We start from the raw sequence: 20,958 nt of genomic DNA on the forward strand, positions 1-20,958 counted from the left end.
GCGGGGGTTTTGCTTTGTGCGGTCGGAAAGCGGGAAAAGAACAAGAACTAAGCAAAGACCAGGTCAAAAACAAAAAGACAAAGACAAAGACAAAACAAACCCGGCTGCCGCCGGGTTTGTGCTTTGCAGATCAGAAAACAGGCAAAATGCGGTGTTCAGCACACCAGCTCCCCGCTCCACGGCAGAAATTCTGGCTCTCCGAAAACAGCCAATGCAGATATCTGCACAAAAAAATCTCTAAAATTGTATCGTCAGATCATCTGAATCAGGCAATGAGCACTGATCCCCTGCTAAAGTGAATTTCGCCGTAAAAGTAAGCCATGGCAACTTCTTCGGTAACGGTAGTTGATCCTCGATATCCCTATATCACAGAATTTGGTTTTACATTGTAGTAGGAGGCTACGCTGATGCCGTTTTACCAACATAGGTAAAAGTGAATTTTTACACGAATTTTGACGACTGGAACCTAATCTCTAAAAATTTCCCTGCGAAATCATCGGCATACTGAAGTTTTTACGGGAGGTCATTATGAGCACACAAGCGATTCACATTATTGGCATTGATCTTGGCAAGAACTGGTTTCACTTGGTTGGCATGGATGAGAAAGGCAAGCCGCTGTTACGTAAGAAACTTAATCGCACTCAACTTGCCGAATTTGCGACAACGGCATCAACGTGCATCGTTGCTATGGAATCCTGTCCTGGCTCGCAATATTGGGGTCGCAAATTTCAGAATGCAGGCCATACTGTTCGCGTGATTCGGTAATCATCCCGAAAATTACCGGGCGATAAAAATCGGAATTTTCTCGTACGATCAACGCATGAAATTCTTGATGAAAACTTGAAATTCAGCGACAGCCGGATATCGCCTATCTTAAAGTCGACAGAAGCAGGTGCACTTGTGCCTGAGCTGGCATTCCACGTGGGGAAACACATCCCGTCACCTCGCGGTCGCACGCATGACTATGAATCAAATGAGTTTTAAGCGCCGGAATTGCCTCAAATGCTGTGTTCTGCATAGCCATCCGGTGATCGTCGGCAGAAAGTCTGGCTCTTAGAAAATGCCAGATGATGATAACTGCACAGTAACTTCCTGCATTTTGGTCGGCGCCGATTACCGCAAGATTGGGGAAACACAGGAAACTTCGCCAAAAAAAGCCGGCTGTGCGCCGGCATTTTATGCGCTAGCCGTTTGCAGACAGATGCCCTGCAAACGGAGCTGTTCAGTACGGCTGATCAGCTGCGGAATGCCACGGCCGGGAAGTCCAGTGGCGTGTTGAAGGCGACGTTGACATAGTTAGTGAAGATATTGAGTGCGACATGTGCCAGTACTTCGACCACTTCCTGTTCGCTGTAACCGGCGTCACGGATTGCATTGATATCTGTATCGCTGACGGCTGCGCGCTGACGTACCAGTTTGACGGCGAATTGCAATGCTGCTGCAGTTTTAGGGTCGTCGGATAATCCCAGTTGTGCTTTGGCCATTGCTTCAGCGCTGACACCTGCATTTTTTCCGAGCAGGGTATGGGCAGCAAGACAGTAGTCGCATCGATTTGCTTCGGCCACCGCAACAGCAATCTGCTCGCTCAGTGCTGCGGGCAAAACGCCATTTCCTAACGCACCAAAACTACCCCACATACTGGCAAGTGCGGCAGGGGAATTGGCAACGGCGCGGAACATATTTGGTACAGCGCCGAATGCGCCATGTATTTGTTGCAGCAGCGCGGAACGGTCGGCGCTTGTTTCGTGCGGATTAATCAGAGAAATTCGTGTCATGTTAAGTTTCCTTTCAGGATATCAGTCAGGGAATACGGAACCACAATCTGAAGAAAGAGTTCCGGTAGCGTCGCTGTGAATTTCTGCAGAGCAGCGCCGACAGACAAAGTATTGCAGTTCGTTCAGGACGAATGGATTAAAATAGTCTTTATTACTTATCTAATCGTCCAAAAATGCCTGATCATGACTTTTCTCCGGATCGCCTTGGCGAGTTGCTGGACCAGTTCCGGATTCGCGCACGCTTGTTCCATGCAGGATCTCTGTGCGGACATCAGCATTTCGCCGCCGAGCCGGGGCGGGCATTTATGCATGTATTGCGGCACGGTGAATTAGAAGTTCAGCATCCCGGTGTGGATGGAAAGCTCACACAAGTACGCTTACAGGAACCAAGTTTGCTGTTTTATGCGAGACCGGTTGCCCATAGCTTCATTCATGCGCCGGAAGAAAGTGCCGACTTTGTTTGCGCCACACTGGAATTCGATGGTGGTGATGAAAACCCTTTGGTTCAGGCCTTACCGCCGGTGTTAATTCTTCCCTTAGCCCAGTGTCGCGGTCTGGAAAAGACACTGGAATTATTGTTCGCAGAAACCGAAGCCGTCGCTTGCGGATCAGCGTTGCTCGCGGGGCGTTTGTTTGAGGTATTGCTGGTGCAATTGTTGCGCTGGCTGCTGCAGTATCCGCAACAAGCTGGCATTCAGCGCGGTATGCTGGCCGGACTGGCAGATCCGCGGCTGGCAAAAGTCATTCTGGCGATGCACCGTGATCCTGCAGCAGACTGGACTCTTGAGCGCATGGCGGGCACGGCAGCGATGTCACGCAGCGCCTTTGCTGCCAGTTTTAAGACGATAACCGGTAGTACGCCGGCGGCATATCTGAGTGACTGGCGGCTGACACGTGCAATCAGCCTGATGCGTAGCGGCAAGCCGCTGGCGGTTGTTGCCGCCGCGTGCGGATTTGCCGGTCAGAGCAGTCTGAACAAGGCATTTCGTCTGCGTTACGGATGCGCGCCCGGCGCATGGCTCAGGCAACAACGTGAGCAGAAAACATGAGTTCGCTGGTTCAGTACAGATGCATTGCCATGAAATTCGCATAGTTTGCTTGAAATCAATCGTTCGCTACGGGAATTCAAAATGTCTGACATTCATGTCGGACATCTTCGATTATGATGAATTCAAATACACAGGCAGCAACTGTTTAACCAAAGGAGCAACCCATGGATTTAGAGCAAGCTATTGCAAAACATGCAGAGTGGAAAGTGAAGTTTCGTAAGGCAATTTCAGCAAAAGAACAGCTGGATGCAGATACCATCGGCAAAGATCATTGTTGTGATCTCGGTAAATGGTTGTACGCTGAATCCAAATCCAGAATCGGTGGACTGACCAGTTACCGCGACTGTGTATCTCGTCACGCCACCTTTCATACCGAAGCCGGAAAGATTGCAAAACTGATTAATAAAGGTTCCTATCAGGAGGCTGAAAAAGCCCTTGACGCGGGTACGCCATACGCCAGCGCTTCCAGTGCGGTCAGCCTGGCCATCAGTAAGCTCAAAAAAGAAGCCGGCACCTGAATATACAGGACGGTGACATTCAGGACTGGCTGATGACGGTAACAAGAAAATAAGCCGTTTTGCAGTGAAAAAAGGAGCGATGTTATGGCATCGCTCCTTTTTTTGCGGATTCAGCGTATCAGTTATAAACCGCTGTCAGGTTCACCACCTGCACGCCTTTTAACACGCCCTTCAGATTGGTGACACGTTCCGGCTGGGACTGATTCTGATAATAGACCAGCGCCGTCGCAGTCCACGGCACATCGTATTTATCCTGTTGTGCCACGCACGATGCAGTGATCGTGCTGTTGCCCGGTACTGTTGCGGAAAAAGTGAAGGCCGAGGTGTTGGTGACGCTTTGTGTCGACTGGGTCGCATAAGTCACACCCAGTTTGTAGCCGACGGTCAGTTCGCTTTTTTCAACGATAAAATTTGCACTCGTTTTAAAGGCAACCGATGCTTCATTGGTAATGCTGATATTGGTGGAGTCGGTATTGGTGTAAGAAATTGTCTGCGTCGTGGAAACCGTTTGCGGCTGGCTCTGATTGTTCGTCATTTTGATCGTTGCCAGTACGGTCGGTGTGGACGGCTGAACAAAGAAATTCTGTGTATCGAATTCCATCGACAGAATTTCGATGCGGGACGGAATCGCTTTGGCGAAGTAAACACCGGCTGCATCGATTTCAGCGCCGGAGCGGCCGAAGAACGATGCAATGACGCCATCAGCAGATTTCAGGCTGAACGGTGAGCCGCCACCGCCACCGTAAGCGATGGATTTACGACCAGTATTCAGGGTGAACTGAATCTGATCCAGACGTCCGCCGGAGCGGCCCGACACTTCTGTGATGAACTCATCGTCATTCAGTATAAATGCCGGATGATCGTCACCGCCATTGCCACCATGACTGTAGGTCACCGGTGAGCCTTGCGGACCCGCATATGTCACTTCCAGACGGTCAACTCGTGCGCCGGAGCGGACTTTTACTTGTTTGATTTTGCCCAGCAGATAACCGCTGACGGCCAGATCATCAAACACAGAGCCACCGTCGCCGCCCTGCAATGTGCTGCGGGTGTAGGTGCCCGGTGTTACCGGCGGTTTCGTACCGTAGGCAAAACCAATCGCATCAATGCGCGCACCGCTGCGACCGAAGAAATATTGCAGCACATCGCTGCCGAAACTGACGGAATGCGGGCTGCCGCCATTGCCACCGTAAGGGCCGTAGGTCACACCTTTGCTGGAGTGCAGTGTGATCTGATCCAGACGTGCACCGGAGCGCAGGTCAACGGAGGTGATGAATTCATCATCGCGCAGGGAAATAGTGGTCAGTGTGCCGCCGGTTCCGCCGTGGCTCAGATACTGGCCGTTTGCATAAGTGGTTGCAATTGCATCGACTTCCGCACCGTGGCGGATATGGATTTGAGTAATGCGTCCCCAGCTGGCGACGTCATGAGTATCTGTAAATTCGCTGCCGCCGTGACCACCAAAAACATCCGTATTCTTCGTTGTCATTTCATATTCCTCAGAGCAGTATCAGTAATCGGATAACTCCGGAGCGGAGTCGTATGCGAAAAGAATGCCCGGACCAGCGGCCCGGTCTGCCATGCCTCAACTCATGGCGAAGGCATAGTAGTTTATGAATTTTACTAATTCAATATAATTTGAGTTCGAAAAGAAAAATAATTTTTATTTACATATGATATAAAAAATTTTATCTGTAAATAGCATGTAAAGAAGGCCGCTTGAATGTCCGGTACTGCTGATGTCGTCCGGAATCATGTAAGCGCATACAGTTTTCTTGTTAGCGGGAGAGAAGAGGAAGGCAGCACAATGTTCCCATGTGCGACATGCGAAAACCGAAGAAAACGGAAGAAGAGGGGAAATGAGGGTGAAAACTATGCAAGGATCGCCATTCATTAAAACCGGAACCCCGGACTTTATGCCGACGACAGCCAGATCCCTGTGCAGAACACCGCATTTGGCGTGTTTTTTGCGTTTTTTATAGTTACCCGTTGTTGGTACGCTGACAACGACAGGCACTGGCGTTTGCCAGGCTTGCCGGAGGAAAGCTGATTTCGGAGGGATGAAACGAAAGGGGAAGGGATGCGGTGGGGATGAGGAAATATTCAGGCTATCGGCTGCAGTCAGACAGGCAGATAGCCAGACAGCAGCAACCGGATGCTTGCGTGCCGGACTGCTATCCGGCGACGCGATGCAGGCTTATCGGAAAACGGAAAGGGCATCGACCAGATAGCGCATCTGCGCATCCAGACTGGCAGCAGCGGCTGCGCTTTGCTCCACCAGTGCAGCGTTTTTCTGGGTAACGTCATCCATCTGGATCACCGCATCATTGACTGCGCCGATACCATCACTTTGCTCCCGTGTCGCGGTACTGAGCTGGGCGATCAGTGCGGAGATTTCTTTTGTCTGACGGATCATTTCCCGTATCGTATCGCCTGCCTCGGAGACCAGTCTGGTGCCGTCATCCACGGTGCTGACAGTATTTGAAATTAACTCTTTGATTTCCTTGGCAGCACCTGCACTGCGTTGTGCCAGCGCACGGACTTCCGATGCGACGACTGCGAATCCTCGTCCCTGCTCACCGGCGCGGGCGGCTTCAACTGCGGCGTTCAGCGCCAGAATATTGGTTTGAAACGCAATTCCATCGATGACGCTGATGATGTCGACGATTTTTTCAGATTGCGTTGAAATTGTTCCCATCGTGGCGATGACTTTTTCCATCGACTGACCGCCATTGGTCGCTGCGTTAATAGCGGTGGATGAAAGGCCGGTGGCATGGCGGGTTGTTTCGGCATTGCTCTGAATGGTGGCGGTCATCTGCTCCATCGATGACGCGGTCTGTTCCAGACTGGTTGCTGCCTGTTCTGTGCGGTTGCTGAGGTCCATATTGCCCAGCGCAATTTCATTGACTGCTTCACGGGCAGATTCGGCCTGAGAATTCACGTCATCCACCAGCCAGCGGAACATCAGCCCAAGCTGGCTGACGGTGCGCATTGTGATGCCCAGTTCATCGACCCGGTTAATATGAACGGCGCTCCGGTTGTTACCGGTGGCTACATCCAGTGCCAGCCGGTGAATTTTTTCAACCGGTGTGGCGATTTGCGCTTCCAGTGCGGCCGACAAGCCAGCGGCCAGCAGGCTGATCACTGCGATGAAGCCCGCCTGTGCCGTGTTAAAACCGTAAAATCCCAGCGAAGTCAGTACCATCAGCACCCATCCGGCAGCGATATTCAGGCGCAGGCGAGTCCGTAATTTGACAGTACGGAATGCGGACAGCCAGGCTTTCGCTCCGGTTCTGACCAGAATGCCTTTGTGCAGGCGAAAGCCGGTATCTTTGCCGCTGCGCATGTCCGCATAGAGTTTTTCGGCCTGCTGTACTTCTTTATCGCCGGGTTTGGTTCTGACCGACATATAGCCCTGATGCACGCCATTGCGGATCACAGGCACTGCGTTCGCGCGCACCCAGTAGTAATCGCCGTTTTTACGCCGGTTCTTTACCAGCGCTGTCCAGGGTTCACCTTGCTGTAAGGTTGCCCACATATCGGCGAATGCGGCAGGTGGCATATCCGGATGGCGCACCAGATTATGGGGCTGACCCCGCAGTTCTTCGAGTGTGAAACCGCTGGCGGCAACAAAGTCGGTGTTGGCATAGCGGATAATGCCTTTAGTGTCGGTGGTGGACATCAGCGTGGCTGCTTCAGACAAGTGATATGCCTGATTGGTAACTGGCTGGTTGATGCGCATGGTGTTTCCCCTGTTAGTACAGCTGTGATACGTGGCAGGAACAACAAATACGTGTGCAATCGAAAAGCATGACCGCCGGTGTTGCTGCAAATGTGGCAGCAAGTACAGCGGACAACCGGCTCAGAAACCTGATCTGCATCGCAGCAAGTCAGAAATAGCCGGAAAAACTGAAAATTATTAATATTAAAATTATTTGCTTCCTTACTTACGCCGGACTGACGAGGCGCAGACGATATGTAACGTATTGCAACGCCTCGCATTACGTCGCATCGCTTCAGCCAGAACTTCGACAGTCGCCGTGAACGGCTGGTCATATTTTCAGCCTAGTACAAGGGAAAAAATCAGAAAGGTCTTTAGTGAGCGGAATTGACGCTGGTTAAAAATGTGACAGGCAGGCCGTGCAGAAATCGTCATCCGGCATTTCCGGAGCGCCGCAGAATTCGCCGACGACCGCCGGATGCCTGTGCTGAATGCCGCATTCAGCCCATTTTCAGCGGGTTCCGGGGCGTTTTTAAGGAATGTTGCTGGTGTTATGTGAACCGGCTAACGGGGGCAAGCATTCACCGTTATGCCACCCGTGGCATGATCAGCGCCTGCGCTGCTGCGGTTGCACTCCACACGGCGATTTCCGCTTCCAGCTCCGCTGCAGAATGTTGCTCAGACAAATCCTGCAAGCTTAATTCCTGACCCTTATTTGCTGATAATGCTTGCAGATACAGATATTGCCAGCGCTCCAGTTCAAGCACCTGTACGCGGTAATGCTGACGTGTCAGCGCGATGCAGCTTGGTTCCGGTGCAGGTAAGGGAGGACAAGGAATCGCATCCGGATCAGACAATTGCATTTGTCTGGCAGCGATCCAGTAAGCACGTAAGGGGAACGGGGATTCCATCAGTTGCAGGCAGGGCGTGACTTCCCAGTCTTCAGGGCGGCGCAACAGGCCGGACAATGCGCCGAACGGCGTAATGTCTGGTTCAAAGCCAGCGGCTGATGCCGCAGTCTCGTTGATCAGACCGGCGGCGGTCTGACTGGACGGTTCCAGCCCCGGCGCACGCATCACGCGGTGCAAACCACGCTCCAGTCTGGCCAGCGCCACCGGAAAGGCCAGCGCGGGATCGGGTTGCGGCGCATTCTGCGGTTGCGTACGCTGCAAAAAATCTGCAAATCCTTCGCCGAAATCGTACAGAGACGGAGAACGGGAAGGGGATTGGCGGATATAGCGGCCGCAGAAGAAAGAAAAAAGCTCCGGCCCCATCAGCGCTGCTGTCAGCGGGTAATCGGCTTCCAGACATTCCTGCAAACGCAGCACATAAGCCCGCGAGTAAATGCTCAGCCGTTCGACTTCCTCACCCTCCGGCAAAATCAGCTGTTGCGGCGCAAATTCCTGCAGCGGCAGGCCGGAACCCAGTGCGTGCAGAAACCAGCTTTGCAGTACGGCTAAGGGAGGCTGGTGCATGCCGTTTCTCCGGTAATGGCGAATAATCCCTGCAGAGGATGAGAAACCCCGGCTGCCGACTGAATGCCCGTTGCCGGAATCTGCCCTTTCAGTACATGCTGCGCTTTACCCAGCTCTTCCAATATTACGGGATACGGCGGAATCGTGGCATCCCATTCCAGCAGCGTTGATACGCCACCAGTGCGCTGCATGGCCTGTGCATACAATTTCCACACAGCTTCCGGTACTGGCTGGTCATGGGTATCGATCAGGTAATCGCCGCAATCGGTCGGCCCTGCCAGATGAATTTGTACGATATGTTCAGCAGGCAGCGTATCGATGTATTCCTCTGCATCAAAACCGTGGTTATACGCAGAGACATACACATTGTTAACATCCAGCAGCAATCCGCAGCCGGTTTCAGCACACAAGCTTGCCAGAAACTGCGCTTCACTGAAGGTGGAATGGCGGAACTGCAGATAGGTACTCGGATTTTCCAGAATCAGCGGCCGCTCCAGAATATCCTGTACGGTATGGATACGTCGTATCACATGCTGCAGACTTTCTTCGTTCAGCGGTAAAGGCAGCAGATCATGGGTATTGATGCCTGCCACGCCGGTCCAGCATAAATGATCCGACACCCAGACAGCGTTTAATTCGCGCGACAGTTCTTTCAGTTTTTGCAGATACAGCATATTCAGCGGATCGGTGCTGCCGATCGACATCGATACGCCATGCATCACAATCGCACATTGTTCACGGATCTGATCCAGCACGTAGCGCGAGTGTCCGTAGTTATCAATATAATTTTCAGAAATAATTTCAAACCAGCCGACACCCGCACCATGTTCCAGAATATGGGCGAAGTGCGGATGCCGCAGCCCCACGCCGGGGCCCAGGTCAGGCAGACCCAGGCGCGGCGGGGCAAAGTCGTGTGCAGACTTTGCAGTCATCATCAGGTGGATGGCGGCATGGCGATACGCAAATCAGTCGGCGCGGGTTTGTCCGCAACCGGCAGGCCACGCTCCTTCATTACCCGCTGATAAGCTGCCCAGGCAATGTCATATACCGCATCACCGTTTGCAAAGTTCAGATTATCGGATGCCGGTAAAGGCTCTGATTTGTGTTCCGGTGTATCGGCAAAGTTATACAACTGCATAGCGCCGGACGACGGGAACAGTTGTGATGCGGAGATTGGCACCGCGCAGCCACCGAAGGATTTGCATTTGTTATCGCTGGGCGCACTGTACAGGCTGGCTGGCGGTTTCGGGCCGCCGCACAGATTTTGTCCGTGGACCGCTGTTGGTGCGGCTGCTTTTGCAGATTGCCCGCAACTGCTGCCGCCGCATGAACCGCCACCGGAATCCGGCTGGACGAAGCCACAGCCACCCTGTGCGTGACAACCATTGGAGCCGCGACAAGTGTGATACACCGCAATCGCTGCGCAATTCTGATCTTTCGCACCGGCATTCAGATCCATACCCTGACATGCGTGGTACAAGACAGCCGGATCAGGCAAAGGCACATCCACACTCAGATCCGGTGCTTTGCCGGTAATCGCCCAGCAGATCGAAATACGGTCACCCGAACCCACCATGGATGGATACGGGAAATCCTGTTTTTGATTTTGCCAGTAAGTATTCAGCACTGATGTGATGCCATAGATTGATCCGGCGGAAACCTGACTCAGGGTCTGATAGGTGGCTTTCGCCAGTTTCAGCCGGTTCAGCGCGCCTGCCACGTCTTCCGGTGCAGGAATATTCTTATGCGCAGTCTCTGCATGGTATTCATGGTTGGTCAGCATTTCTTTTGTCCATACATGACCGGCAGCATGCCATTGCTCCCAGGTGATCAGACGCTCACCCACGATCTCGCTCGTCGATTCGAGAATCGCTTTCACGGTCATAAACCGTTCATAGTGATCATATGCCGCACTGTCGAAACGGGCGACGGCTGTGGCAGATTCCACAGGCTTACCATCACCGTTGTAGGATGGATAATCCACTTTCAGTGCGCTGTCAGATTCGCGGTAATCCGGCTGAACCACTTTCAGTAAATGATGACGGCGGTAAAAGCCGATGCCGGTGGCGTTGCCTTCGCCCTGATCGGTGATCGCACACATCATATCAATCGCTTTGGTGTGCTGGTCGCTGAGTTTATCTTCCGGATCGAACAGGGTTTTGAATTTCGGATATTCCGCTTCAGGATGGGATCCGCCCGGGCCGGAACGCACGTTGAACATATCCTGTTGCACAGCGGTACGCACAAACAGTTTATCCCACAGCGTTTGTCCATCTGTGTATTCGATACTGATGTACTTTGCGTAGCATTCGTACATATAGCCGATTGTGCCGAACATCGGTAAATCTGTGAAACCCTTGGCCGGCGTCCAGCCAGCAAACGGGACTTGCGGAAAGTATTTGTGCGCATTGGCACGCAATTGTTCGCGTGCCTGTTTTTCCGGTTGTTCGATGGCCAGAAATAAGTCTGCCTGATTGTGATTCAGCGCTTCCAGATTGACGCGGACATGCTGATAGGAGTGCGTATCTTTCAGATTTACGATGCACGGAATTACAGAATTGTTTTCGCCGTAACAGGTCCAGCCGCGATTCTTATTTTGCAAACCGGAGCCACTGGTAAAGTCCGGCGTCACACCAATCGCCGTCGCCAGATTGGCTGCCATTTGCAAATGCAGCATTTCCTGAATGAACACGCTGAAAATGATATTAAAAGCTTTCTGGTTTGCGGTATGCGGACGCGCAGTCGGTGCCAGACCGGGCCATTCGCGGCCTTTATAGAACGTGTTGCCTTTGGAATTGATCTGATGCGTTCCCTGTATCGAATACATCGATGTCATATACAGCGGAATCGTAAACAATTCCACGCTGACCGCTGCCTGCGCAATCGCGCGCACAGCTGCTGTATCGGTGGCCAGTAAATCCAGCGGCCGGTTCTTGATCGCTTCCTGCGGTGCTTCGGGTAAGGCTGCGTACATAGAGTGTCTCCTTGACTGGCAAAAGGTGAATACAGCTGGCAAGACGTCTTAGCGATGCTTCAGCAACAGCGGATCTGAGTGTAATGTACACAGAAAAAAACTTTGTTAATTCACAAATTATGCGATTTCACATGCGTGAAATCTGTCATCATAAAACATGAACTTATTTTTAATTTACACGTTAAATAGTAAAAAAATCCGGATCAGAACAATCCCGTTTTCCTTGCAAGTGTTGTTTTGAAAAAATAAAAAATGAGAGCGTCCGGCACCCTGAAAGCAGATAACTTTCAGCATCCGTCTGTCCGGAAAATCCGGCAAATCCTTGCCGCTTACTTGCGGTGTTTAACGTGTCGCTTACGTGACAGAAAGCGGAAATATCCGTTTTCAAAACTGAGCTGGCTGCATAGCAAGTGTTGCGCGGCTTCGACAATCAAGACGGATTATGTTTCTATTGTGCAAGTTATAGTGAAATTTGATTATAAAATGCACAATTCGTGAATCAAATGATAAGGATGCAGGACATGAAGCGAATTTTTCAGGCAATCGCACTGACCGGCTTGTAGTCAGCGACTGCACAACTGAGTATGGCTGCGGATAATTACACGGATGCAATGGCGCAGGGAAAGGCCGATGCAACCAATCCGGCTACCCGCGCCTGGTATCTGAATGAAATGCGTCCGGCGTTTTCGCGTCTGGTCGGGCCTGCGCTGGTGGAATGTGTCGGAAAAACGAATTATTCGATGGCGAACGGCATTGGTCTGGTATTCAGCGTTACCCCGACAGGGGATGCAAAGCAGATTTTCTGGAAAGCTGAAAATAACTTTACCGGTTGTGTTGGTGAAAAAATCAAAACCCTGAAATTTCCGGCGTCCCCGGTGGATGAATTCTATTTCGGACTGGAAATCGGTGCTGCACAGTAAGCACGAATTCTCACCAATAGAAATACAGTAAGCTCCGCGCTGATGACTGGAAATTTATCTGATCTCAGCGCGCAGTGAATTTAAGGTGAGACAACGTGCGGCAGCTCAGTCCGCGCGGCTCATTTGCATAATCCAGTTGGTTTCCCAGTTTTTTCCCTGATCGTCAGACATCGCCTGTTCCCAGCGCGGTGTGTCGGTGTGGGTATCCGACCAGGTATAACGCACCAGTATCGGTTTACCGTCCAGGGTATCTTCACCGGTGAAAACACCTGTGCCATTCTCGAAGCGACCAACCACCGGTGGCTGTAAATAGCCGCGTGCATCCAGACCACCGCTCAGATTATCCAGCCAGTAAATTGACCATAACTGCGTGCGCGGATCAAAAATTCTCAGAGACATACCGGTAAAACCGGGTCGCCAGTCATCTGCCACAAAATCATCGTAGTTGCCGATACCGCCGGGCAGCGCCTTGTTGTGCTGCACTGCTGTGAAGCTTTCCCATTCCTGACATCCCTGCAGCCGCGCTTTCAAACGCTGGTTTTCCACCTTCCAGCGGCCAAGATAAAAATCGAAGTCTTTATTCATGATTTACCTTTGTAAAGATATTTGTTAACACTGAGCGCTGCTGCAAAAAATCCACCGAAGATTCGATGCAGTCAAGAATCGCAGCGCGTGGCCCCTCGCGCCATGCAGCACTGCTGTAAAACGCTTGCTGGCTTTGCTCACGGTCTGCCAGATCCTGATAAGCGCGTATCAGTACATAGTGTTCCGGCTTATCGAGTGATGCACCGACATAAACAACTTCGCATCCGCTGCTGCGCAGTAAAGGTAAGGATTGCTCCTGCATCAGTTTTTCAAACGTTTGTGCTTTGCCCGCATGCAGCCGGTAGCAACGCATTTCTATCAGTGGTTTTTCATGCATAGATGCTCCCTGTGAAAGCAATCATGGTAAAGTCAGCAGCGGTTTTCACCCATAGAAAAACCAAGGTTTTCGGCGGGTGCTGGCCGCAAAAATGAAAGAAAAACAGGAGACAGACTTTGAATTTTGAACTGGACGCGTATGACCGCAAAATTCTGGCGCTGATGCAGGAAGATGCGCGGCTCAGTTACTCAGAACTGGGGCGTCGCATACATCTGACTTCGCCGGCCGTAGCGGAGCGGATCAGACGACTGGAAGAGCAGGGTGTGATACGCGGTTATGGTGTGCAGCTGAACTTGCGTAAGCTGGGGTACAGCTTTGAAGCGCTGATTCAGGTCACGGTGCGCTCGCATGCGGAACTGGACAGCTGGGCGGAAAGCCATCCGGAGGTGCTGGCGGTACATGCCACCACCGGCACTTATTGTGCCTTGCTGCATGTGGCGCTGTGTTCGCCGGAACATTTACAGGCCATCCTGAAAGCACTGGGTGAGCTCGGAACCAGCACTACCTCAGTGGTGTTGTCCAGCCAGCATGAAACGCGGCCGCGTCTGCCTGCCGATCAGATTCGCTACGAATGATGTTCCACATCGCCGGGTATCGTCACCCAGCGATGTTTGCGCTCTTCATATACGGAAAACGCCGGTGGCGGAAATGCCGGATCGGCAAAAGCGCCAACCGGAATCGCGATATGCGGATCATCTTCCTGCCCGTGATAAAACACGGTGGCACCGCACTGCGCACAAAAATGAAAATCCACGGCATTGCCGTCATCTGAAATGCGGGTGTAGACGCGGCTTTCACCGCGAATCTGCACCTGCGCACGCGGAAACCGTGCCTGCATCCCGAACACGCTGCCGGTACGGCGCTGGCAGGCTAAGCAGTGGCAAACAGAAATCCTGACCGGATCACCGCTGGTGGTCGCTTGCAATTGCCCGCAACTGCAGGCAGCGTTTCTGGTTGTCATCATCGTTTTCCTTTGCCGGATTCAACGCCACGCCGTATTGCGTATTTGCATATGGGTATGCTTATGAGCTCTGCGGTTTTGCCGCTTTGGTCTTGATTTTATCTACAGTGCCGGAGCGCAGATACAGCACTCTTGCTTCCAGTGCTTTTTCGATCTGTTTCATGGCTTTTTGAAAGCGCGGATATTCTTCCGCAGCACACCATGAGCGATCTGAATCAATACCAAAATGGCGTTTCGTTACTATGGTTTGTCCGCGCTGTTCGTAACGAATATCTGCAAATACCGGGCCGCTGTTCAGGCGCACATTTTTCGGCAGATAAATTGCTTTCAGCGACGGTGCCAGCACCATTTCCGTTTCATCCCGGATTTCAAATGAATTGCATTTGAAGTCGGTGGAGCGCTGGCTTTCATTGTAGCGTTTCATAATGCCATCCAGATTCACCGGACCATCCAGTGCAGGCAGCATTAATACGGCGGCGGCTTCCGGCTGAGAAATCATATTATTCAGATTTTCTTCGAAACGATAATCAAAGCCGGATTTGTCCGCAGGCGCTTCGGCAATCAGTTCCGCCGAACCGGACAGCGTATTACTGTTCAGATAATTGCGCGCCCAGTTCGCCTCATTGCCGCGTCCTATGCCATCCAGAAATTCACGGTTAATCACAGCGGCAAGTCCTTTGCCGCCGATACGGGTTACCCGCTTCCATTCACCGTTAACACCAACAGTTGTTTTTGTCTGGCGAATCGCACTCAGATCGGCTGCGCGTAAGGCTGGAGTTTCTGTGACTTTTTCAAAGCCCTTGGTGATCAGTACCGGATGGCCACGGTCAAATTCCGGCAGCATGCCGAAAGGCGTGGTATCCGAGGTCGAATCCAGATACATATGCAGACCGGGCAGATAATTGATCGCGTGGTTAAACCAGAACACTGGTAGCGGTGGCAAGGTGTAATTGTCATTATCGGCATCGATCATGACCTGAGATGCTTCAATACCGGCGGCACCGAGCATTGCTTCCAGCAAAGTCGCGTGGTCTTTGCAATCACCGTATAAGCGTTCAAGGATCGTATCCGTGTCATTCGGCACCATGCCACCGTCACCGATATAACTGGCGACATAACGGATGTTTTTGCGCACCCAGTCATACAAAACACGGGCTTTTTCACGGTCTTCCGTGATGCCCTCCGTCAGTTGCGCGGTCAGTTTTCTGACCTTTTCACTGAGGATGGTTTTTTCGGCGGCGCCCTGCTGATACGCCTGGGCAATCGCTTTCCAGTCCGCGAAAGTCGTCATCATCAGATGCGGCGTGTACTGCCAGTTATTGATGACACCAAAATCACCCTGCGTCACTTTGGTATTTTCAAACTGCCATACCAATTGACGAGTGCCGTCTTTGGTCTGATCCTGCACCGGCTGCAGTTCATGTGCCACGAATTGCAGTTTCAGCGCCGCCGGAAACTCCAGCGTGAAACGGGTGTTTTCACGAATCACGTCACGCCCGAAGTAATAGGCTTCGGAATGACCGCCCGGCAAATCAGTTTTTGAGCGCTGATACACATAATGCAAATGAATCGCATCGCCCACCGCCAGCTTGGGAAAGGTCATCTGTGTCAGTTGTTGCTCCGGATAAGAAACACCACCCAGCATACCCTGTTGCACCTTCCGGTCGGCATCCGCTACCGGAATCACCGTGCCATCCGCTTTCAGCGTTTCTGCCGCTGTAATCGTGAGCTGGTTTTTATCCTTGTTTGCGGTCAGATACTGCTGGATTAACTGCTTGACGCCCGTGTCATCAATCGCACGGATAATGAAATCCCTTTCGGTACGCGGCAGGCCATCGGCATTCATTCTGACCGTGTAATGATCTTTCAGGTAGCGGATGTGGCCCTGATCTGCAACCTCTTCAGCGCAGGCAGGATGGATGGCGGACAAAATGATGTAGCTGGCGACAAGGGCCGTGACAGGGCGAAAATGCATGTTCAGTGGACAGGTGAGGCGATGTAAATAGTAGCGGTCATGTTGCATTCGCCGTTTGTTACCGTTGCGCGAGCGAATGATGAAACAGACTCTCTTTTTTTACCCAAGTTCATAGGCTCGCAGTAAAAAGTGTGTGAATGGTATCAGAGATGCAATTATTTTTGCATTTTGCTGAGTATCGCTGCCAAGTGCTGTGTAAATGGCGGCTTTTTTCGTCAACAGGACGTCCGGTACGGTTCCGTTTTTTTCAGGAAAAAGACGGTTTTCCCTCTGAAGGTGAGGAATTTGAATAGCTTACTTTTTCTCGGGTGAGGAAAAAGAATACGCTGGCGCAGGATGTGATTTCTGGCTCATTCCGCGCCGGAAAGCGGCATTCCTCTCCTCTCGATGGCCGTGAAACCCCGATTTAAACGATTGCGCGGCCCTTTTCAGGATTGATGAGCGGCTTTTACCCTGCGATTTATTTGCAAAAGGAAGGGAAAGGTTGCGCAGATTTTTTCAAAGGTGAGGAATTTGAATAGTCCGGCGGCCTACTTTTCACCGGAAACCCTGTTGAATGCCTCAAAACAGCCGGAATTTAGCCGTTTTGCGGATTCCGGCATAGCGATCCGGCGGTCGTCGGCAGAAAGTCTGGCTCTGCGGGAATGGTCGATGCGGTGTTCTGCATACTGTGTGGTCAAAAATTGCGCGGCTGTTACTGTTTTTTTAAGTGATTTTCAGGCAAGGTGGATAGCGGATTTGTTCTCACCATGAAAATGAAGGAGCCCGCGATGGATCAGAACCTGAAAGACTTGTTGTCGGAACTGGAGCAGTTTGGCAAAGATAATGATGCGCAACACAGCGAGCGCCCGCGTCGCATGCTGAACATCACCCGCGATACCGGCGAACTGCTGGCGGTGCTGATTCGTTCCACCAATGCGAAACGGATTCTGGAAATCGGGACGTCGAATGGCTATTCCACCCTGTGGCTGGCGTGGGCTGCCAAAGCGAACCACGGCAGTGTGACCACGCTGGAATATTCCGACAGCAAAGTCGCTCTCGCCGCCGCCAACTTCCGGCGCGCCGGTTTGCAGGACCTGATTCAGCAACAGCACACCGAAGCCGGAGCATGGCTGCGGGACATGGCGGATCACAGCGTCGATTTGCTGTTTCTGGATTCCGAACGCAGCGAATACACAGGCTGGTGGCCGCAACTGAAGCGCGTGCTGCGCCCCGGCGGTTTACTGGTGGTCGATAACGCTACTTCGCATGCTGCCGAAATGACGGAATTTTTTGCGCTGGTCACTGCCGACACCGAATTCACCTGCTGCACCGTGCCAGTGGGGAACGGGGAGTTTCTGGCGACGCGCGCATAGTTGCAAGCCGCATTTGTTTGCAGCAATGGCATAGGTACGGATTCTTATTATTTTCATGTCCCGATGAATACTTTAGACAAACGCGCCACCAAAATCCTGTTCAACAGTTTCTGGAAGAATGGCTGGATTGATCCTGCGTCCAGAATCACAACACCCGAAGACTTCGCGTATGCAAAACAAAAAGGGCTGATGTTTGATGCGCTCGATATCTCGCATGACGCGCTTGTTGAACAAATTCTTTTGCTCAGAAAACAGATACCCGAAGAAAAACCTGCGGCTGCATTTCTGAGCAGTTTTTCTGCGCAACGTGCAGACTGGCGCTCCGGCATTGCATCCTGGCATTTTGCAGCAAAGCTGACAGCGCATGACTACCTCGAAAAGAACGCTGCCGGTGCAAGTCCCGCGCAGTCCGTGTTTCGGAACGTCTATACACCGCATCATTGTGTGATTTGTGGCGCTGAGCGGGAGTATCAGGCTGAAGATCTGAATGTTTTGAATTTCGAACGCGTGAAGTGGGGAGGCGTTCGCCATGGCGAATTAATGTATGTGTTACTTGACTTGCAGTTACTGAGTCAGTGCGACATTCCGGAACCTTCTGCTGCTGACGTGGAAATTTTCAGAAAAATTCTCGCTGAGATCAAGGCCAGCCCACCGAAAGATCAGCCCGGTGCTTTGCGTAACCGCCTGACAGATATTATCGCTTTGAGTAAAGATCAGCGCTCAGTATTACTCGAAATACTGGCAATCATCGGCGTCCTGAAAGCCCAACGTGCGGACAGGCCTGCACGCGGCAGCGGCGGCGACTGGATGTATGTGGCGGACTGGCGTGGTGAGGATGGATACGATGCTGGTGCGGTAAGCCAGTACTTCGCTCGCTGGGGTTTTGCGTCAGATGAAGCGGTGTCACCGGTTTGATGTATTCTGGCGCCTGCTTCGCTGAAAAACTTGTTAACGTAACTGATCATTGTTTGATCATTATGTGACGATTGCAGCGTGTATTAACAAAACTATTGGAGAATTTTATGGGCATGATTGCCTACTTTACTGCGGCAAATATCACGCAACTGAATGCATTGCGTGAGCATCCTGAGTCGGTCGAAGATTTTCTTTTTCCAAATGACGGGGATGATGAACCTGAAAATACCGTTGATATTGATAAGGCCTGGCACGGCATACATTTTTTGCTGAATAAGTTAGCGGACAACGAAGAAAGTCCGTTCAACAAAACAGTATTCGGTGGTGAAGACGTGGGTGAGGATCTTGGCTACGGGCCTGCCCGATTGATGGCGCCAGATCTGCTTAAAGAAGTCGCCGCACTGCTTGCTTCTGTCACACCAGAAACACTGGAGGCTGCATATGATCCCACGGCAATGACTGCAGAAGATATTTATCCGGGCTTCTGGGAGCGTGATGGTCGTGAGGCTTTCGACTATCTTATGCATTACTTTACTGCGCTTTCAGAGTTCTATCAGGCAGCAGCGGAGCGCGGTGACGGTGCTGTGCTCTGGATGGCGTAATACAAGCGCAGTTCTTCTGAATATCTGACAGCGCCTGCAACGGGCGATGTCACAGCCTGTTTTTGCCCCAAATGCGGCATTCCGCACAGCCATGCGCCTGTCGTCGGCAGAAAGTCCGGCTCTCAGGAAATGGCAGATGCGGATTTTTGCATAGAACTCATTTCATAAATAGCCACGAGTGCGAACGCGAGGTGCCGGGATGCAGTGCGCGGCGGCGTAGCAGGACAAATGGATTGCACCGCAATCCACCTGCGAAGCGACTTCCGCATATTTGCGGAAGGCTACACTCAGCAGCACAGGCTGGTGCCTGTGCAAGCGACGCAACAAAGCAATGCGCCCGGCACCTCCGTTCCCGGAGGGTTTGTCTCATAGCGCACGCTGGACAGCGTTGGACGCGTTGTGAATAGCACCGCTATTCACTGCCTTGTCCCCTTGCAGGGCGCATGTGCGCTGGTAAGCGCACATCGTTACGCAGGCATGCAGCTTTGCTGCATGAATTCCCTGCTGCACCCTTGCCAGCCCGCGCTATGAGACAAACGCATCTCGCGGGTATTTATGAAATGAGTTCTAGTCAGTGATGCTTAACGGCGTGGTTTGCGGCGCTTCCACCACAGAAACAGGCCGGACAGAACCAGAAAATTCAGTGCGATGCCGCTGATGGAAATCAGGGTTTTTCCGGCCAGCCCGAAGGCTTCGCCGCTATGCAGCGGGTAGAACCAGCTGACCACGGCTTCTGCGCCGCTGGCGAGCTGAGGGTCTTTGATCGCGCTGATGCGCTGTTCTTTCAGACTGTAGCTGATGCGGGTATTGCCTTCGTGCAGGCGTGGTTCTGCCGCTTGTAATACGCGCAATTCGGCTTTACCGCTGGCGCTGGCGGGCAGTTGCAGGCGGGTGATGCGGCCTTGCGGGTAGGCTTGTTGCGCGTTTTGCAGCCAGTGTTGTATGTCACCGGTATTCCAGACGGGGACCGGCTCTTTCTCTTTTTCTTTGCCGCGTTTTTCTTTTGATGCGGCCACGGGTTTATCCGGCAGGATGCCGGCGAACCAGCCGGGTTGATTGAAGTAACAGCCGGTGATGCCCAGCATGACCAGCACCACAGTCACCAGTGCCCCGCTGCTTTTGTGCAGCGAATACAGCAGGGCGTGTGTGGAGCCGCGCCAGTGTACGCTGAGTGCGCGCCGCCATGCCGTCAGCGAACGGCGCGGCAGCCATAACATCAGACCTAACAGACTACTGAAAGCCAGCACCAGTCCGCTGACCGCCATGATGGTTTTGCCCGTATCGCCGAGCAGCAGATAGCGGTGCAGCGCAAATATGCCCGGCATCCATTGCGCGCTATGCCAGCCGGCTTCTCCCCAGATGCGTTCGCCCAGTATCTGCTGCCGGTATGGGTCCAGCATCACTTGTCGTTGTCGCGGCAAACCGGATTCCGATGATGGCAGTTTGTACCACGCCACCATGGCCTGATCGGCATGCAGTGGCAAGCTTACCATAGACGGCGGGCCGTAGCCGGATTGTTGCGACAGCCACGCGATGCTGGTTGCCTGACAGCGCTGATCGCAGATTTGTACAGATGGCGGCGGCTGCACTGTCATCAGCGCCGGATTCAGCAAGGCATCGAGTTCATGCCGCCATGCGAGCACGCTGCCCGTTAGTCCGGCCAGTAACAGTATCAGGCCGAATATCAGCGCACTCCATAAATGCAATTGCCGCAGGATGCGGCGCAGGGTTGCAGAAATCATAGAAAAAAAGGCCGGCATGACACCGGCCCAAGAGTCAACAGAGTAAAAAACCGA

At 52.3% G+C, this 20,958-nt stretch carries 20 protein-coding genes; 9 read left to right on the forward strand and 11 right to left on the reverse strand.

Features of this window, described 5'->3' with window-relative positions; genetic code table 11:
- Both KDM89_RS05340 and KDM89_RS05345 read left to right on the forward strand, forming a co-directional pair.
- Positions 1-241: hypothetical protein (locus tag KDM89_RS05340; protein WP_212686911.1), on the forward strand; the 241-nt coding region annotated here is incomplete at its 5' end.
- 287 nt (positions 242-528) lie between these two features.
- Positions 529-765 carry a hypothetical protein gene (locus KDM89_RS05345; protein WP_212686912.1) on the forward strand — a complete coding sequence of 79 codons (237 nt, stop codon included), beginning with the start codon at positions 529-531 and terminating at the stop codon, positions 763-765.
- Positions 766-1,235: 470 nt separating this feature from the next.
- Here KDM89_RS05345 and KDM89_RS05350 read toward each other — a convergent pair whose 3' ends face one another.
- Entirely contained in the window at positions 1,236-1,775 is a 540-nt protein-coding gene (locus tag KDM89_RS05350; RefSeq protein WP_212686913.1) for a carboxymuconolactone decarboxylase family protein, read from the reverse strand.
- 173 nt (positions 1,776-1,948) lie between these two features.
- Here KDM89_RS05350 and KDM89_RS05355 point away from each other — a divergent pair, with 173 nt between their 5' ends.
- Positions 1,949-2,824 carry an AraC family transcriptional regulator gene (locus KDM89_RS05355; RefSeq protein ID WP_212686914.1) on the forward strand — a complete coding sequence of 292 codons (876 nt, stop codon included), beginning with the start codon at positions 1,949-1,951 and terminating at the stop codon, positions 2,822-2,824.
- A 164-nt stretch (positions 2,825-2,988) separates the two neighbouring features.
- Positions 2,989-3,342 (forward strand): CZB domain-containing protein, encoded by a 354-nt coding sequence (locus KDM89_RS05360; RefSeq protein WP_212686915.1) that lies wholly within the window; start codon positions 2,989-2,991, stop codon positions 3,340-3,342.
- 118 nt (positions 3,343-3,460) lie between these two features.
- On the opposite strand, the gene KDM89_RS05365 is transcribed toward KDM89_RS05360, so the two are convergent.
- The 5 genes from KDM89_RS05365 to KDM89_RS05385 form a co-directional block, all read right to left on the reverse strand.
- On the reverse strand, positions 3,461-4,831 hold the full coding sequence (locus KDM89_RS05365; protein WP_212686916.1) for a jacalin-like lectin: 1,371 nt from the start codon (positions 4,829-4,831) through the stop codon (positions 3,461-3,463).
- Between the two features lie 708 nt (positions 4,832-5,539).
- Positions 5,540-7,084, reverse strand: a complete 1,545-nt coding sequence (locus KDM89_RS05370) for a methyl-accepting chemotaxis protein (RefSeq protein WP_212686917.1) — start codon at positions 7,082-7,084, stop codon at positions 5,540-5,542.
- Between the two features lie 566 nt (positions 7,085-7,650).
- Positions 7,651-8,538, reverse strand: a complete 888-nt coding sequence (locus tag KDM89_RS05375; RefSeq protein WP_212686918.1) for an HvfC/BufC N-terminal domain-containing protein — start codon at positions 8,536-8,538, stop codon at positions 7,651-7,653.
- Positions 8,520-9,473, reverse strand: a complete 954-nt coding sequence (gene bufB / locus KDM89_RS05380) for an MNIO family bufferin maturase (protein ID WP_230427693.1) — start codon at positions 9,471-9,473, stop codon at positions 8,520-8,522. Before bufB ends, KDM89_RS05375 begins: the two co-directional genes overlap by 19 nt.
- Positions 9,473-11,512, reverse strand: coding sequence for a ferritin-like domain-containing protein (locus KDM89_RS05385; RefSeq protein ID WP_212686919.1), 2,040 nt, complete (start codon positions 11,510-11,512; stop codon positions 9,473-9,475). Before KDM89_RS05385 ends, bufB begins: the two co-directional genes overlap by 1 nt.
- 584 nt (positions 11,513-12,096) lie before the next feature.
- On the opposite strand from KDM89_RS05385, the gene KDM89_RS05390 reads away from it, so the two are divergent.
- Complete coding sequence (locus tag KDM89_RS05390; RefSeq protein ID WP_212686920.1) at positions 12,097-12,432, forward strand: hypothetical protein; 336 nt, start codon at positions 12,097-12,099, stop codon at positions 12,430-12,432.
- A gap of 105 nt (positions 12,433-12,537) precedes the next feature.
- Here KDM89_RS05390 and KDM89_RS05395 read toward each other — a convergent pair whose 3' ends face one another.
- On the reverse strand, positions 12,538-13,017 hold the full coding sequence (locus KDM89_RS05395) for a hypothetical protein (protein ID WP_212686921.1): 480 nt from the start codon (positions 13,015-13,017) through the stop codon (positions 12,538-12,540).
- Positions 13,010-13,354 carry an NIPSNAP family protein gene (locus KDM89_RS05400; protein WP_212686922.1) on the reverse strand — a complete coding sequence of 115 codons (345 nt, stop codon included), beginning with the start codon at positions 13,352-13,354 and terminating at the stop codon, positions 13,010-13,012. The genes KDM89_RS05395 and KDM89_RS05400 overlap by 8 nt, the downstream gene beginning before the upstream one ends.
- Before the next feature lie 116 nt (positions 13,355-13,470).
- Between KDM89_RS05400 and KDM89_RS05405 the strand changes: the two genes are divergently transcribed.
- A complete protein-coding gene (locus KDM89_RS05405; protein ID WP_212686923.1) occupies positions 13,471-13,929 on the forward strand; it encodes an Lrp/AsnC family transcriptional regulator in 459 nt (152 codons plus the stop codon).
- Here the strand turns inward: KDM89_RS05405 and KDM89_RS05410 are convergent.
- On the reverse strand, positions 13,920-14,318 hold the full coding sequence (locus KDM89_RS05410) for a GFA family protein (protein ID WP_230427694.1): 399 nt from the start codon (positions 14,316-14,318) through the stop codon (positions 13,920-13,922). The two genes, KDM89_RS05405 and KDM89_RS05410, sit on opposite strands and share 10 nt — an antisense overlap.
- Before the next feature lie 58 nt (positions 14,319-14,376).
- On the reverse strand, positions 14,377-16,290 hold the full coding sequence (locus KDM89_RS05415) for a DUF3857 domain-containing transglutaminase family protein (protein WP_212686924.1): 1,914 nt from the start codon (positions 16,288-16,290) through the stop codon (positions 14,377-14,379).
- 770 nt (positions 16,291-17,060) lie between these two features.
- Between KDM89_RS05415 and KDM89_RS05420 the strand changes: the two genes are divergently transcribed.
- The 3 genes from KDM89_RS05420 to KDM89_RS05430 all read left to right on the forward strand — a co-directional run bounded on the left by KDM89_RS05420 (position 17,061) and on the right by KDM89_RS05430 (position 19,162).
- Positions 17,061-17,645 (forward strand): O-methyltransferase, encoded by a 585-nt coding sequence (locus KDM89_RS05420; RefSeq protein WP_212686925.1) that lies wholly within the window; start codon positions 17,061-17,063, stop codon positions 17,643-17,645.
- 63 nt (positions 17,646-17,708) lie between these two features.
- Positions 17,709-18,560, forward strand: coding sequence for a hypothetical protein (locus tag KDM89_RS05425; protein WP_212686926.1), 852 nt, complete (start codon positions 17,709-17,711; stop codon positions 18,558-18,560).
- A 107-nt stretch (positions 18,561-18,667) separates the two neighbouring features.
- Positions 18,668-19,162: a YfbM family protein gene (locus KDM89_RS05430; protein ID WP_212686927.1), complete on the forward strand. Its 495-nt coding sequence runs from the start codon at positions 18,668-18,670 to the stop codon at positions 19,160-19,162.
- A gap of 581 nt (positions 19,163-19,743) precedes the next feature.
- On the opposite strand, the gene KDM89_RS05435 is transcribed toward KDM89_RS05430, so the two are convergent.
- Positions 19,744-20,904 (reverse strand): PepSY-associated TM helix domain-containing protein, encoded by a 1,161-nt coding sequence (locus KDM89_RS05435; protein ID WP_212686928.1) that lies wholly within the window; start codon positions 20,902-20,904, stop codon positions 19,744-19,746.
- Positions 20,905-20,958 lie beyond the last annotated feature (54 nt).

It is taken from the genome of Cognatundibacterium luofuense (genome assembly GCF_018139685.1).
Classification (GTDB): domain Bacteria; phylum Pseudomonadota; class Gammaproteobacteria; order Burkholderiales; family Burkholderiaceae_D; genus Undibacterium; species Undibacterium luofuense.

What these genes read in the sequence shown, in the direction of transcription:
- KDM89_RS05345 (WP_212686912.1), top strand. Translation starts at nt 529, where the DNA reads ATGAGCACACAAGCGATTCACATTATTGGCATTGATCTTGGCAAGAAC.
- KDM89_RS05350 (WP_212686913.1), bottom strand. Translation starts at nt 1,775, where the DNA reads ATGACACGAATTTCTCTGATTAATCCGCACGAAACAAGCGCCGACCGT.
- KDM89_RS05355 (WP_212686914.1), top strand. Translation starts at nt 1,949, where the DNA reads ATGCCTGATCATGACTTTTCTCCGGATCGCCTTGGCGAGTTGCTGGAC.
- KDM89_RS05360 (WP_212686915.1), top strand. Translation starts at nt 2,989, where the DNA reads ATGGATTTAGAGCAAGCTATTGCAAAACATGCAGAGTGGAAAGTGAAG.
- KDM89_RS05365 (WP_212686916.1), bottom strand. Translation starts at nt 4,831, where the DNA reads ATGACAACGAAGAATACGGATGTTTTTGGTGGTCACGGCGGCAGCGAA.
- KDM89_RS05370 (WP_212686917.1), bottom strand. Translation starts at nt 7,084, where the DNA reads ATGCGCATCAACCAGCCAGTTACCAATCAGGCATATCACTTGTCTGAA.
- KDM89_RS05375 (WP_212686918.1), bottom strand. Translation starts at nt 8,538, where the DNA reads ATGCACCAGCCTCCCTTAGCCGTACTGCAAAGCTGGTTTCTGCACGCA.
- bufB (WP_230427693.1), bottom strand. Translation starts at nt 9,473, where the DNA reads ATGATGACTGCAAAGTCTGCACACGACTTTGCCCCGCCGCGCCTGGGT.
- KDM89_RS05385 (WP_212686919.1), bottom strand. Translation starts at nt 11,512, where the DNA reads ATGTACGCAGCCTTACCCGAAGCACCGCAGGAAGCGATCAAGAACCGG.
- KDM89_RS05390 (WP_212686920.1), top strand. Translation starts at nt 12,097, where the DNA reads ATGGCTGCGGATAATTACACGGATGCAATGGCGCAGGGAAAGGCCGAT.
- KDM89_RS05395 (WP_212686921.1), bottom strand. Translation starts at nt 13,017, where the DNA reads ATGAATAAAGACTTCGATTTTTATCTTGGCCGCTGGAAGGTGGAAAAC.
- KDM89_RS05400 (WP_212686922.1), bottom strand. Translation starts at nt 13,354, where the DNA reads ATGCATGAAAAACCACTGATAGAAATGCGTTGCTACCGGCTGCATGCG.
- KDM89_RS05410 (WP_230427694.1), bottom strand. Translation starts at nt 14,318, where the DNA reads ATGATGACAACCAGAAACGCTGCCTGCAGTTGCGGGCAATTGCAAGCG.
- KDM89_RS05415 (WP_212686924.1), bottom strand. Translation starts at nt 16,290, where the DNA reads ATGCATTTTCGCCCTGTCACGGCCCTTGTCGCCAGCTACATCATTTTG.
- KDM89_RS05420 (WP_212686925.1), top strand. Translation starts at nt 17,061, where the DNA reads ATGGATCAGAACCTGAAAGACTTGTTGTCGGAACTGGAGCAGTTTGGC.
- KDM89_RS05425 (WP_212686926.1), top strand. Translation starts at nt 17,709, where the DNA reads ATGAATACTTTAGACAAACGCGCCACCAAAATCCTGTTCAACAGTTTC.
- KDM89_RS05430 (WP_212686927.1), top strand. Translation starts at nt 18,668, where the DNA reads ATGGGCATGATTGCCTACTTTACTGCGGCAAATATCACGCAACTGAAT.
- KDM89_RS05435 (WP_212686928.1), bottom strand. Translation starts at nt 20,904, where the DNA reads ATGATTTCTGCAACCCTGCGCCGCATCCTGCGGCAATTGCATTTATGG.